General features: G+C 72.6%; 12 protein-coding genes and 2 tRNA genes. 5 read left to right on the top strand and 9 right to left on the bottom strand.

Translation table 11 applies throughout. The features are described 5' to 3' along the window. Positions 1-46: 46 nt before the first annotated feature. Positions 47-604, bottom strand: coding sequence for an HIT domain-containing protein (locus EDD93_RS28070; RefSeq protein ID WP_123528288.1), 558 nt, complete (start codon positions 602-604; stop codon positions 47-49). A gap of 66 nt (positions 605-670) precedes the next feature. On the opposite strand from EDD93_RS28070, the gene EDD93_RS28065 reads away from it, so the two are divergent. Next, positions 671-1348, top strand: a complete 678-nt coding sequence (locus EDD93_RS28065; RefSeq protein ID WP_123528287.1) for a potassium channel family protein — start codon at positions 671-673, stop codon at positions 1346-1348. Positions 1349-1375: 27 nt separating this feature from the next. On the opposite strand, the gene thrS is transcribed toward EDD93_RS28065, so the two are convergent. From thrS to EDD93_RS28050, 3 genes are all read right to left on the bottom strand, one after another. Beyond that, positions 1376-3352, bottom strand: a complete 1977-nt coding sequence (gene thrS / locus EDD93_RS28060) for a threonine--tRNA ligase (protein WP_123528286.1) — start codon at positions 3350-3352, stop codon at positions 1376-1378. Between the two features lie 103 nt (positions 3353-3455). After that, positions 3456-4724, bottom strand: coding sequence for a hypothetical protein (locus tag EDD93_RS28055; protein ID WP_123528285.1), 1269 nt, complete (start codon positions 4722-4724; stop codon positions 3456-3458). After that, positions 4724-5290 (bottom strand): DUF4365 domain-containing protein, encoded by a 567-nt coding sequence (locus tag EDD93_RS28050; RefSeq protein WP_123528284.1) that lies wholly within the window; start codon positions 5288-5290, stop codon positions 4724-4726. The genes EDD93_RS28055 and EDD93_RS28050 overlap by 1 nt, the downstream gene beginning before the upstream one ends. 190 nt (positions 5291-5480) lie before the next feature. On the opposite strand from EDD93_RS28050, the gene EDD93_RS28045 reads away from it, so the two are divergent. After that, positions 5481-6206 (top strand): 3'-5' exonuclease, encoded by a 726-nt coding sequence (locus EDD93_RS28045; protein ID WP_123528283.1) that lies wholly within the window; start codon positions 5481-5483, stop codon positions 6204-6206. A gap of 75 nt (positions 6207-6281) precedes the next feature. On the opposite strand, the gene EDD93_RS28040 is transcribed toward EDD93_RS28045, so the two are convergent. Both EDD93_RS28040 and EDD93_RS28035 read right to left on the bottom strand, forming a co-directional pair. After that, positions 6282-6353 (bottom strand) — tRNA-Val (locus tag EDD93_RS28040). Positions 6354-6392: 39 nt separating this feature from the next. Then, positions 6393-6839: an SRPBCC family protein gene (locus EDD93_RS28035; protein ID WP_123528282.1), complete on the bottom strand. Its 447-nt coding sequence runs from the start codon at positions 6837-6839 to the stop codon at positions 6393-6395. A gap of 83 nt (positions 6840-6922) precedes the next feature. Between EDD93_RS28035 and EDD93_RS28030 the strand changes: the two genes are divergently transcribed. Continuing rightward, the gene (locus EDD93_RS28030) at positions 6923-9421 is read left to right on the top strand and encodes an SCO7613 C-terminal domain-containing membrane protein (RefSeq protein WP_185092550.1); all 2499 of its coding nucleotides are present in this window, start codon (positions 6923-6925) and stop codon (positions 9419-9421) included. 132 nt (positions 9422-9553) lie between these two features. Here EDD93_RS28030 and EDD93_RS28025 read toward each other — a convergent pair. After that, positions 9554-9625, bottom strand: a tRNA-Val gene (locus EDD93_RS28025). 55 nt (positions 9626-9680) lie between these two features. Continuing rightward, positions 9681-10172: a TIGR02611 family protein gene (locus EDD93_RS28020; protein ID WP_123528280.1), complete on the bottom strand. Its 492-nt coding sequence runs from the start codon at positions 10170-10172 to the stop codon at positions 9681-9683. Between the two features lie 190 nt (positions 10173-10362). On the opposite strand from EDD93_RS28020, the gene EDD93_RS28015 reads away from it, so the two are divergent. Beyond that, positions 10363-10776: an SsgA family sporulation/cell division regulator gene (locus tag EDD93_RS28015; RefSeq protein WP_003959770.1), complete on the top strand. Its 414-nt coding sequence runs from the start codon at positions 10363-10365 to the stop codon at positions 10774-10776. 331 nt (positions 10777-11107) lie between these two features. After that, complete coding sequence (locus EDD93_RS28010) at positions 11108-11683, top strand: CGNR zinc finger domain-containing protein (RefSeq protein WP_123528279.1); 576 nt, start codon at positions 11108-11110, stop codon at positions 11681-11683. A 28-nt stretch (positions 11684-11711) separates the two neighbouring features. Here EDD93_RS28010 and EDD93_RS39710 read toward each other — a convergent pair whose 3' ends face one another. Further along, a complete protein-coding gene (locus tag EDD93_RS39710; RefSeq protein ID WP_185092549.1) occupies positions 11712-11867 on the bottom strand; it encodes a hypothetical protein in 156 nt (51 codons plus the stop codon). Positions 11868-11873: the final 6 nt, after the last annotated feature.

The raw sequence follows: 11873 nt of genomic DNA, 5'->3' as shown, positions 1-11873 counted from the left end.
AGGGGCGCCCCCGTTCCACCGGGGCGCCCCGCACGGACCGGCCTGCTCAGACCGGCCAGGCGTCGGCCAGCATCTTCCGGGTGTCCGCCAGCAACTGCGGCAGCACCTTGGTGTGGCCCACCACCGGCATGAAGTTGGTGTCACCGCCCCAGCGGGGCACCAGGTGCTGGTGCAGGTGCGCGGCGATACCGGCACCGGCCACCGCGCCCTGGTTCATCCCGATATTGAAACCGTGCGCACCCGACGCCGCACGCAGCGCGGTCATCGCCCGCTTGGTGAAATCGGCCAGCTCGGCCGTCTCCGGGCCGTCCAGCTCGGTGTAGTCCGCGACGTGCCGGTAGGGCACCACCATCAGGTGGCCACCGTTGTACGGGTACAGGTTCAGCACGGCGTAGACCTGCTCACCGCGCGCCACGACGAGCCCGTCCTCGTCCGACATCGACGGAATGGCACAGAACGGACAGCCGTCGCCGGCCTCCGGACCGGTCGGCTTGTTCTCGCCCTGGATGTACGCCATCCGGTGGGGCGTCCACAGGCGCTGGAACGCGTCGGGCGTCCCCACTCCGATCTGCTGCTCCGGCTCACTCGTCATGCCGATCAGCATATTGCTTACCCCGTGCGACGCGTGTCGCCGGGGCCGGACCGGTTCCCGCACCGCGATGCTTGGCCGATGAGCGACCGCACCACAGCCCGGTCCACTCCGGCACTGACCCGGTGGGAGGAGCGCGCCGAGGCACCGCTCTTCGTCGCCTCGATGCTGTTCCTGCTCGGCTACGCGGCCCGGGTCCTGGCCCCGCGCGACGCCGAGCCCTGGCGCGACATCTCGCTGGCCCTGGTGGGCTTCACCTGGCTGCTCTTCGTCGTCGACTACGCGGTCAGGATCCGGCTCAGCGGTCTCGGCCACCGCTTCGTCCGGGCGCACTGGCTGGACACGCTGGTGCTCATCCTTCCGCTGCTGCGGCCGCTGCGGATGGTCCAGGTCTACACGGCCGTCCAGAAGCGCCGCGACGAGCCCCGGCTCAGCCTGTACGCACGCGTGATGTCGTACGCCGGAATGACCTCGCTGCTCCTGGGCGTCTCGGCCGCCCTGGCCGTCTACCGCCTGGAGCGCGATGCCCCGGGCACGTCGATCCGGACCTTCGGCGACGCGGTCTGGTGGGCGTGCGCGACGCTCACGACGGTGGGGTACGGGGACGCCGTACCGGTGACACCGGGAGGCCGGGTGGTGGCGGCGTGCCTGATGGTCTGCGGGCTGGCGCTGCTGGGGGCGGTCACGGGCTCGTTCTCGTCGTGGCTGATCCAGTCGTTCCGGCGGGAGGACGAGAAGGGGCCCCCGGCGGCCGGATAGCTCGCCGGGGGCCCCTGTGCCGACCGCTCAGACCTGGACGCGGTCCTCGACGGCCTTAGCGATCTTGGCGATGGCGTCCTCGACCAGGATGCCGTTCTCCTGCGAACCGTCGCGGTACCGGAAGGAGACGGCGCCGTTGGCCATGTCCTCGTCGCCCGCGATGATCATGAAGGGGACCTTCGCGCGCTGCTGGTTGCGGATCTTCTTCTGCATCCGGTCCGACGAGGCGTCCACGTCGACCCGCAGCCCCTGCTTACGGGCCTTGGCCGCGAACTCCTGGAGGTACGGGATGTGCGCGTCGCCGATCGGGATGCCGACCGCCTGCACCGGGGCCAGCCACACCGGGAACGCACCCGCGTAGTGCTCGAGCAGCACCGCGAAGAAGCGCTCGATGGAGCCGAACAGGGCGCGGTGGATCATCACCGGGCGCTGCTTGGTGCCGTCGGGTCCGGTGTACTCCAGGTCGAAGCGCTCCGGCAGGTTGAAGTCGAGCTGGATGGTCGACATCTGCCAGGTGCGGCCGATGGCGTCCTTGCACTGCACGGAGATCTTCGGGCCGTAGAACGCGGCGCCGCCCGGGTCCGGGACCAGCGGCAGCCCCTGCTTCTCGGCGACCACGCGCAGCGTCTCGGTGGCCTCTTCCCAGGTCTCGTCCTCGCCGACGAACTTCTCCGGGTCCTTGGTGGACAGCTCCAGGTAGAAGTCGGTCAGACCGTAGTCGCGGAGCAGGTTCAGGACGAAGGTCAGCGTCCGGTCCAGCTCGTCGGCCATCTGCTCACGGGTGCAGTAGATGTGCGCGTCGTCCTGCGTGAAGCCGCGCGAGCGGGTCAGGCCGTGCACCACGCCCGACTTCTCGTACCGGTACACGGTGCCGAACTCGAAGAGGCGCAGCGGCAGTTCGCGGTAGGAGCGGCCGCGCGCGTCGAAGATCAGGTTGTGCATCGGGCAGTTCATCGGCTTGAGGTAGTAGTCCACCCCGTCGTCGAGCTGCATGGGCGGGTACATGCCGTCGGCGTACCAGTCCAGGTGGCCGGACTTCTCGAAGAGCTTGCCCTTGGTGGCGTGCGGCGAGTAGACGAACTCGTAGCCCTCCTCCTCGTGGCGGCGGCGCGAGTAGTCCTCCATGGCCCGGCGGATGACGCCGCCCTTGGGGTGGAAGACGGCGAGGCCGGGGCCGATCTCGTCCGGGAAGGAGAAAAGGTCCAGTTCGCTGCCGAGCTTGCGGTGGTCGCGCTTGGCGGCCTCCTCCAGGAACTCCAGGTGCGCCTTCAGCTCGTCCTTGGTGGGCCAGGCGGTGCCGTAGATGCGCTGGAGCATCGGGTTCTTCTCGCTGCCGCGCCAGTAGGCGGCCGCGTTGCGCATCAGCTTGAACGCCGGGATGAACCGGGTGGTCGGCAGGTGCGGGCCCCGGCAGAGGTCCTTCCAGCACAGGTCGCCGGTCTTCGGATCGAGGTTGTCGTAGATGGTCAGCTCGCCGCCGCCCACCTCGACGTCCGCGCCGTCGTCCGTGGAGGCGGAGCCCTTGATGCCGATGAGCTCCAGCTTGTACGGCTCGTCGGCCAGCTCCTCGCGGGCCGCCTCGTCCGTCACGACCCGGCGGGAGAACTTCTGGCCCCGCTTCTGGATCTCCTGCATCTTCTTCTCGATGGCCTTGAGGTCCTCGGGCGTGAACGGCTTCTCGACGTCGAAGTCGTAGTAGAAGCCGTCCTTGACCGGCGGGCCGATGCCGAGCTTGGCCTCGGGGTGCAGCTCCTGCACGGCCTGCGCCATGACGTGCGCGGTGGAGTGCCGCAGGATGTTGAGGCCGTCCTCGGACGAGATCAGGACGGGCTCGACGGTCTCGCCGTCGGCGACGACGTACGCGAGGTCCTTCAGCTCGCCGGCGATGCGGGCGGCGACGACGGTGCGCTCGCCGGGGAAGAGCTCGGCTGCCGTAGTGCCCGTCGTCACCACGCGCTCTTCCCGCTCGGAATCGCGTTGGATGGTCACACGGACGTCTGACACCGGTCTCTCCTGACTCAGGGGCTGCGCCGCATTCACATGGCGTACGCAATGGGAATGCTACCGAGCCGACGGCCCCCTTAGCGAAATGGGCCGCCCGCGACCCCTACTCCCCCGCACACGCCTCCTCGAAATAGTCGACGTTCTCCTGGAGGGACTTCATCAGCCGGTCCCGTTCCGCCTCGTCGACCTGCACCGGCACCACCTGCGAGGTCCTGGTCAGCCGCCGGAAGCCGCCCCGGCTCTCCAGCCGGCCCTCCACCCGTACCGGCAGCCCCACCAGATGGGCGTGGCCCGCGATCCGGTACGCCTCCTCGTCGAGCTCAAGGCGCACGTGCGGGACCTCCGCGCCCGCCAGCACCCGCAGCCGTACGATCCCGGCGCCGCGCGGCCCCGAGCGGCGCAGCCGTACGACGGCGCCGGTGATGCCCACGGCGACCGCGGGTTCGTCCCGGAGGTAGCGGGCGCCCGCCCGGCGCAGCGCGGGCAGGTCGCCCGGGGAGAACTCCACCGGTTCGGGGCGCGCCGGGCAGCCGTCGGGGGTGCCTGCGGCGGGCGCCCACTCCAGGGCGATCCCGGCTCCCTCGGAGCCCCGGACGAGGGCGATGACGGCCTCGGTCAGCTCGCGGCTGACGCCCGCCGCGACGGCGCTGTCGAAGGCATCCATGCCGCCGGTGGCCCGCTGGTAGTCGACGGCCTCCCGGGTGGCGTGCAGGGCGTGGTGGAGCCGGACGGCGACCGGCCGGCCGGTCTCGACGGGGACGAACGCGGTGAGGTCGCGGCCACCGGGTGCGGGCCCGACCAGGATGCCGTCGAGGGCTGCGAGGGCCCGCCGCCGGTGCCGGGCGCCGTGGTAGCCGGCCCGGCCGCGGACCGCGAGGGCGCCGGCGAGCAGGATCTGCCGGGCCGCTCCGTGCAGCTGTTCGGCCCCGGTCCAGCTGGCCGCGCCGACGGCGCCCGCGGCGGGTTCGGGGGCCTCGCGCCACCAGCGGACCTCGTCGCTCGGGACGGCGAGGGAGACGAGGATGTCGCGGGCGGAGGGCGCCGCGCTGCGGGCCAGCGCGGTCAGCGCCTCGCCCAGCAGGTCCTCGCTGTCCGGGAAGGCGCCGGTGCCGGGGACGAGCAGGCTGGTGGCGCCGCCGCCGGTGGCGGGCGGTCCGGGCGGGGTCCAGCGGCTGTAGCGTCCGGCGGCCCCGCCGCGTCGCCGCCAGCCGTGCCGGGCGAGCAGGGCCGCGAGCACCGCGGGGTCCACCCGGGCGGGGTCGGGGAGGTTTCCGGCGGGGCCGGCGGGGCGGAGCCCGGGTGGTTCGGTGGGGTGTGGCCGTACGGCTGACGGGGTGTCTCCGTCGGCGGACTCGTCCATCGGCCGGTGCATCAGGGTCTCCCTCCTGCCCCGACACGGGTCATGATCTCGCAGAGCGCCCGGTCGTCGAAGACGCGCGAGGTCGGGATCCGCACGGTGGTCCGGTGCCGGCCGGTCACCGGGTGGCCGGCCAGATTGGTCCAGTAACAGCAGTGCCGCAGGTCGAGGCTGTCGTGTCCGGCCCGCAGCCAGTCGTCCTGGCTGCGGGGCACGAGCATCACGACCAGGATCTTGTGCACCGACACGGGGGTACGGGCGAGTTTCACCAGGTGTGCGTTGTCGAGCGTGAAGGCGAACGTCGCGCCGGGCGGGCGGGCCGGTATCTGGTAGGTGCACTTCAGCTGGACCTTTATGGTCACCTCGTCGTCGACGACATGGCCGGGGGCGCCGTGGCTGACGTGCCAGTCGATGCCGTTGTCGGGGAAGGGCTGCGACAGGGAACACCCCGCTGCGGCGGCGACCGCGTGCAAGTAGCCCACCTGGAGGGTCTCCATGCAGGCGGTGGTGGCGAGTGTGCCGCGCTGCGGTGCGATCCGCTGGGACAGCAGCCCACTCGGTTCGGGCTGCGCGAGTGCCATGGCTCCGTGTGCCTTCCGGGCCGTGCCAATGGGTCGGCGGACGCGGAGGTGTACCAACTTCCGTCCCCGTCATCTGTGTTGTCACCGCAGTGGACCGCCCGCAAACGGCGTATCAGGCAAAGGGTGCGGGTATCACCGAACCGGGCAGAGGAATCACGCCATCTGCCGCTCGGGCGCGAGGAGTTCGGGGATGACTCATTGGTACGAGGGGCCACTGGCCGCTTTTGACACCGAGACGACGGGAGTGGACGTGGAGGGGGACCGGATCGTGTCGGCCGCCCTCGTCGTCCAGGACAGTACCGGCGGGCGGATGCGCGTCACCCGCTGGCTGGTGAATCCGGGGGTGCCGGTGCCCCTGGGGGCGACGGAGATCCACGGTCTGACCGATGACCACCTCCAGCGCAACGGGCGGTGGCCCGCACCGGTGGTGGAGGAGATAGCGAGGGCACTGGCCGAGCAGAGTGCGGCGGGCCGGCCGCTGGTGGTGATGAACGCGCCGTTCGACCTGACGCTGCTGGACCGCGAGCTCAAGCGGCACCGGGCGTCGTCGCTGGCCGGGTATCTGGGCGAGGCGCCGCTGTGCGTACTGGACCCGCGGGTGCTCGACAAGCACCTGGACCGCTACCGCAAGGGCCGGCGCACCCTCACGGACCTGTGCGAGCTGTACGGGGTGGTGCTGGACGGGGCGCACGACGCGGCGGCCGACGCCTCGGCCTCACTGGAGCTGGTCCGGGCGGTGGGGCGGCGGTTCGCCACCCGGCTGGAGCGGCTGACCCCGGCGGAGCTGCACACGCTGCAGGCGGTGTGGCACGCCGCCCAGGCGCGCGGCCTGCAGGCCTGGTTCGCCAGGAGCGGCACGCCGGAGACGGTGGACCCGGCGTGGCCGTTGCGTCCGGAGCTGCGCGCGGCGGCGTGAGCGGGACGGGGGAACGGACGCGGACACGCAGAAGCCGATCCGTCGGTGTCGCTGACGGACCGGCTTCTCCCGGGGTGGGCGATACTGGGTTCGAACCAGTGACCTCTTCGGTGTGAACGAAGCGCTCTCCCACTGAGCTAATCGCCCGGGAACGGGTTGAACCATACAGGGCTCCGCGGGTGTGGTTCAAACCGCTTCCAGCCGCGCCGCCAGCCCGCGGCGTCCGGCCCGCATCATCAGCGCGTGATTGGCCCGGAACGCCGGGCGCCCCGGCACCGCGAGCACCCGCAGCAGCCTCTTGCGGACCTGGACCTCCTGTTCGTACGTGGCCCGGCTGCCGGCCCCGTGCGGGGTGACGGTCCAGCGGGCCCAGCCCTCCAGGTCGCCGGTGATAGCCACTTCGAGGACCCCGGCGTGCGGGTCGCGACGCCGTTCGCGGACCGTGATGACGAGGTCGTACGGGAGCAGGGACCGGATCCGGGTGGTGCCCGAGGTGTCGTCGGCGGGGCCGGCCTCGCGGACCTGCGGCCACCATCGCGGGTACTGATCCACCTGTTCCAGGAGCCGGTACACGGCGCCGGGCGGGGCATCGAGGTCCCAGACGGTGACAAATCGGTAGTGGCTCCAGTCCATGTGTCCAGGATGCGCATACTCAGCCGGAGAACTGAGTACGCGTGCGCATGCCCCGGTGCGTGACCCCCGCCACACTCGCGTCCATGGAACATCTGCCGCCGCCCGCCGAGGAATTGGCGCTCCTCGACCGTGAACTCGCCGGGCTGGACCTGCGCCGGTCCCAACTGCTGCAACGTCGCACCTGGCTGCTCGGCGTCCTGCGGACACCCGGCCCGTCGGTGACCGCCCCTCCCGGATCCGCGGTCCCGCCGCCCGCCCCCCGTCCGCCCGTCCGGCTGCCCGCTCCGCCGGTCCGCAGCGGGGGTGCGCAGAATGTGCTGCTGACCCTCGGCGGGCTGCTGCTGACGGTCGCGGCGATCGCCTTCACCCTGGTCAGCTGGGGCCACCTGGGGATCAGCGGCCGTACGGCGGTGCTGACGACCCTGACGCTGGCGGCGCTGGCCGCACCGGCGGTGCTGCTGCGCCGGGGGCTCACCGCCACGGCGGAGGCGCTCGCGGCCCTCGCGTCGGTGCTGATGGTTCTGGACGCCTTCGCGCTGCACGAGGTGGCCGCGCCGGGGACGGGCGTCCTGGGCTTCGCGGCCGGCGCTTCGGCGGTGCTGTCGGTGCTGTGGGCGGCGTACGGGCTGCTGCTCGGGAGGCTGTGGCTGCCGTTGCCCGCCGCGGTGCTGATCGCGCAACTGCCGTTGCTGTTCTGGGCGTGTGCGGCGCGGGCGGACGCCCTGGTGTTCTCCGCCGCGCTGCTGACGACGGCCGCGCTGGACTGTGTGATCGCGGTGGGGGTGAAGCGGACCGAGGTACGGGTGACGGCCTGCGTCGCGCTCTGTGCGACCGGTGGCGCGGGGCTGTTGGTGGCGCTGCTCAGGTCGATGACGGCCGATGCGCCGTCGGGCGCGCTGGCATCGGGGGCGCTGCTGCTGGCGGGGTCGGCGATCGCGCTGTCCGGGGCCCGGCGGGCGCCGGCGGCGGCCGCGGTGGGCGGCGGCCTCGTGGCCGGTCTCGCGGCGGTGGCCGCCGTCGCCTCGGTGGTGGCCGCCGGGGTGCCGGACGGCTGGACGGTTCCGGTGTATCTGCTGTGCGGCGGGGCGCTGTTGGCCGGTGTACGGGCTCCGCTGGGGCGTCCGGCCGGGCAGGGGCTGGTGTGGGCGTCGGGGGCGGTGACCGCGGGGTCGGTGCTGTTCTCGCTGCCGCCGGTCGCGGGGTCGCTGGTGGGTCCGGTGTCGCAGCTGGGCCGGGTGTGGGCGGGCGCGCCGCAGGGCGGCGCCCGGGGCGCGCTGGGTGCGTCGGAGCTGCCGTGGACGGAGATGGGCGCGGCCCCCGTCATCCTGCTCTTGGTGGCCGGGGCGTTCGCGGCGGGCTACCGGTGGTGGGAGGGCGTGCTGCGGTGGACCGGGGACGTGCTCTCCCCCGGCCCCTCGGCGCGGGGTGCGGTCGGGGCGATGGCTCCGGTGCTCGGCTGGGCGGGGCTCACGGTGCTGCCCGCGGCGCTGGATGCCTCGTACGCGGCGGCCGTCGCCGTACAACTCGTGCTGTTCGCCGTCGTGTTCGCGGTGGCGGTGGGCGGTCTGCGGCGAGGGACGACGGGGGCGGCGCTGACGGCGTCGGCGTGCGGGGCGGTGGGTGCGGTGGACGTGGCGCTGCTCTCGCTGGCCTCGGAGCCGGCCACCTACGCGGTGTTCGGAACGCTGCTGGTGCTGTTCACGGCCGCTGCGGTGGCCCTGGGCACGTCCGCGGCCGGGAGCCCCGGGCCGGGCCGGGCGGCGGTGGCCGTGCGGACAGTGGCGGCTTGCGCGGCGGTCGGCTGCGCCGTGGTGCTGACGGGCGCGTTCGGGGCCTCACTGGGGCTGGCCGCGCACCGGGCGGCTCCGCTGCTGCTGGCCGTCCCCGCGGTGACCGTGCTGCTGGGCGCCCGGCTGAAGGCGCGCGCGGTGGCACTGCCGGTGGAGCTGACCGGTGGCGCGGCGGCGGTGCCGGCCATCGGGATGGCGGCGGGCGACCTGCCGTTCCTCGCTCTGGTGCTGGCCCTGTGCGGGGTGCTGGCGGCGGGCACGGCCCTGCGTGCGGAGCGGCGGCCGGTGGCCGGCTACCTGGCGACGGCGCTGTTCCTGGCGGCGTCCTGGGTCCGGCTGTCGGCGTCGGGGGTGTCGTCCCCGGAGGCGTACACCCTGCCGGTGACCGTCGCGGCGCTGCTGATCGGCGTGCTGCGCCGGCGCCGCGATCCCGCGGCTTCGTCGTGGACGGCGTACGGGGCGGGCCTGGCGGCGACGCTGGTTCCCTCGCTCGTGGCCGCCTGGACCGATGCGCACTGGCTGCGGCCGCTGCTGCTCGGCACGGCGGCGCTCGTGATCACGCTGGTGGGGGCGCGGTGGCGGCTCCAGGCGCTGCTGGTGCTGGGCGGCGCGGTGCTGGCACTGGACGCGCTGCACGAGCTCGCGCCCTACGTGGTCCAGGTGGTCGGCGCGATGCCGCGCTGGGTGGCTCCGGCGCTGGCCGGGGTGGTGCTGCTGGCGATCGGGGCGACCTACGAGAAGCGGCTGCGCGACGCCCGGCGGCTGAGGGACGCCCTGGGGCGGATGCGATGAGGTGAGCGCGCGGCCCGGGGCGCCCTCATGGGCCCCGGGCAGGCCTCGCTGAACAGCACACACGGGAACAGCGCACGCGGGAACGCCGACGGCCCGGAAGCTTCGAGAAGCTTCCGGGCCGTCGGTTCGGGGTGGGCGATACTGGGTTCGAACCAGTGACCTCTTCGGTGTGAACGAAGCGCTCTCCCACTGAGCTAATCGCCCCGGGCGCACGCCAAACATTACCCCATGTCAGCGGCGCCCCCCGACCACCTCGGGGTCACTCGTGGATCTTCCACGGCATGACGATTCCGAACTTCCACACGTAGATCCCCACCAGCACCGCGACGATCACCAGACCGACCACGGTGAGGGCGATGTTGCGCCGCCTGACCTTGGGGTCGAGCGCCCGCTTGGCGGCCTCGGTGACCTTCCGGCGCGTCCAGCGCAGCACCAGCTGCGCCCAGACGAACTCGGTCGCCCAGATCGCCATGCCGCCGAAGATCACCAGCCAGCCGGGGCCCGGCAGCGGCAGCATGATGATGCCCGCCACCACCACGGCGAGGCCGACCAGGAACACCCCGACCTGCCAGCTCAGGTGCAGCGCCCTGGACGCCTTGATGAACCCGGGCGCCCTGGAGCCGAGCTCCGGGTCCTCCTTCGTCACATCCGGCGTGACGTCCCCCGTCACGCCTCCCGCCACGTCCCCCGTCGCGGGCGCCGGATCCGCCGGTGCGGCGGCCCCGTCCCGCTCGTCACTCTCCGCATTCATGGGGGCCAACCTACCGGAACGCTCCTCGTCACTGGAATGGCCGCATAACCCAAAGTTACACACCGCTGTACGAGCTACCTGAAGGATCACAAAACGGTCAGAGGGGTTTACAACGCCACCGTAGGTGGCATGTCGATTTCGCCGACGTGCGAATCCCCGAGCGCACACTGAGCGAAAGGCCCTGGCGCTTATGAACACCACGGTCAGCTGCGAGCTGCACCTGCGCCTCGTTGTGTCGAGCGAGTCCTCACTGCCTGTACCCGCGGGCCTGCGGTATGACACGGCCGATCCGTATGCCGTGCACGCCACCTTCCACACCGGAGCGGAGGAGACGGTCGAGTGGGTTTTCGCCCGTGACCTCCTTGCCGAGGGGCTGCACAGGCCCACCGGCACCGGAGACGTCCGCGTCTGGCCATCCCGTAGTCACGGCCAGGGCGTCGTCTGTATCGCACTGAGTTCCCCAGAGGGCGAAGCGCTTCTGGAGGCCCCGGCACGGGCCCTGGAGTCGTTCCTGAAGAGGACCGACGCCGCGGTTCCGCCGGGCACCGAGCATCGTCACTTCGATCTCGATACGGAGCTCTCACACATCCTGGCGGAAAGCTGAGCCAGGCCGAGAACTGCACGACGCCGTCCGACTCGGGGAGACGGCGTCGCGCGGACAACCTCATACGGCAGAAACCGGCGCGGTCACCACGGAATCCACCGTGGTGACGGCGCCGGTCCGCGTTCACCCGCCGCCCCGGCCCGCCCGGACGCCCCGCGCCGGGCCTCCACGGTCCTGTCGGCCCCGCCGGGGCAGAAGCGGGCAGCCACGGCCGGAAAACGCGCCCCAGGGGCCCCATGGCCCTCTCCCGCCCCTGGGCGCCGTGGCCGTGCCAGTAGAGTCATCCGGCATCGGCGGGCGCCCCGCCCGCCGGAGGCCAGGGAGCGAATGCGTGCTGATCCCACACGACACCCGGATCGCCCTCGAAACGGTGGTCGATCTGGTGAACACCGCGCCCGAGAGCGCGCAGCCGCAGGACGGGGCGCCGGCCGACGGACTCCCCGGCATCCCCGCGCTCCACGCCTTCGCCGCCCGCCACCGCCTGAGCGGGGTGACGGAGCTCGACGAGAAGGACCTGCGGGCGGTTCACGACGTACGGGCCCGGTTCGCGGCGGTCTTCGCGGCGCCCGACGCCCGGACCGCCGCCTCGCTCGTCAACTCCCTGGTGGCCGCCGCGGGCACCACGCCGCAGCTCAGCGACCACGACGGCTACGACTGGCACGTGCACTACTTCGCGCCGGACGCCTCGATCGCCGACCACCTGGCCGCCGACTGCGGGATGGCCCTGGCGTTCATCATCGTGGCGGGCGAGACGGAGCGGCTGCGGCGCTGCGAGGCGCCGGACTGCCGGCACGCCTTCGTCGACCTCTCCCGCAACCGCTCCCGCCGCTACTGCTCCAGCCGCACCTGCGGCAACCGCCTGCACGTCGCCGCGTACCGGGCGCGCCGCAGGGAGGCGGCCGACTGACCCCGCACGGCGCGCCGCGGCCGGCCCTTCACAGCACTAAGAGATCGTGCAACGCGGCCATCAGCAGCAGGCCGCCGATCACCGTGAGGAAGATCATCAGAGGGGGCTGGGAAAGCGCGAAGAGGCAGCCACGCGGCTCTTCGGCAGGGGGTGCGGGGGCGTCGCCCCGGGAGGTGTCCACCATCTCGGG

Origin of the sequence: Streptomyces sp. 840.1, assembly GCF_003751445.1 — a bacterium.
Classification (GTDB): Bacteria; Actinomycetota; Actinomycetes; order Streptomycetales; family Streptomycetaceae; genus Streptomyces.
The sequence above is the reverse complement of the archived record's forward strand: the minus strand, read 5'-3'. Positions and strand labels throughout refer to the sequence as shown.

What these genes read in the sequence shown, in the direction of transcription:
- EDD93_RS28070 (WP_123528288.1), bottom strand. Translation starts at nt 604, where the DNA reads ATGCTGATCGGCATGACGAGTGAGCCGGAGCAGCAGATCGGAGTGGGG.
- EDD93_RS28065 (WP_123528287.1), top strand. Translation starts at nt 671, where the DNA reads ATGAGCGACCGCACCACAGCCCGGTCCACTCCGGCACTGACCCGGTGG.
- EDD93_RS28055 (WP_123528285.1), bottom strand. Translation starts at nt 4,724, where the DNA reads ATGCACCGGCCGATGGACGAGTCCGCCGACGGAGACACCCCGTCAGCC.
- EDD93_RS28050 (WP_123528284.1), bottom strand. Translation starts at nt 5,290, where the DNA reads ATGGCACTCGCGCAGCCCGAACCGAGTGGGCTGCTGTCCCAGCGGATC.
- EDD93_RS28045 (WP_123528283.1), top strand. Translation starts at nt 5,481, where the DNA reads ATGACTCATTGGTACGAGGGGCCACTGGCCGCTTTTGACACCGAGACG.
- EDD93_RS28035 (WP_123528282.1), bottom strand. Translation starts at nt 6,839, where the DNA reads ATGGACTGGAGCCACTACCGATTTGTCACCGTCTGGGACCTCGATGCC.
- EDD93_RS28030 (WP_185092550.1), top strand. Translation starts at nt 6,923, where the DNA reads ATGGAACATCTGCCGCCGCCCGCCGAGGAATTGGCGCTCCTCGACCGT.
- EDD93_RS28020 (WP_123528280.1), bottom strand. Translation starts at nt 10,172, where the DNA reads ATGAATGCGGAGAGTGACGAGCGGGACGGGGCCGCCGCACCGGCGGAT.
- EDD93_RS28015 (WP_003959770.1), top strand. Translation starts at nt 10,363, where the DNA reads ATGAACACCACGGTCAGCTGCGAGCTGCACCTGCGCCTCGTTGTGTCG.
- EDD93_RS39710 (WP_185092549.1), bottom strand. Translation starts at nt 11,867, where the DNA reads ATGGTGGACACCTCCCGGGGCGACGCCCCCGCACCCCCTGCCGAAGAG.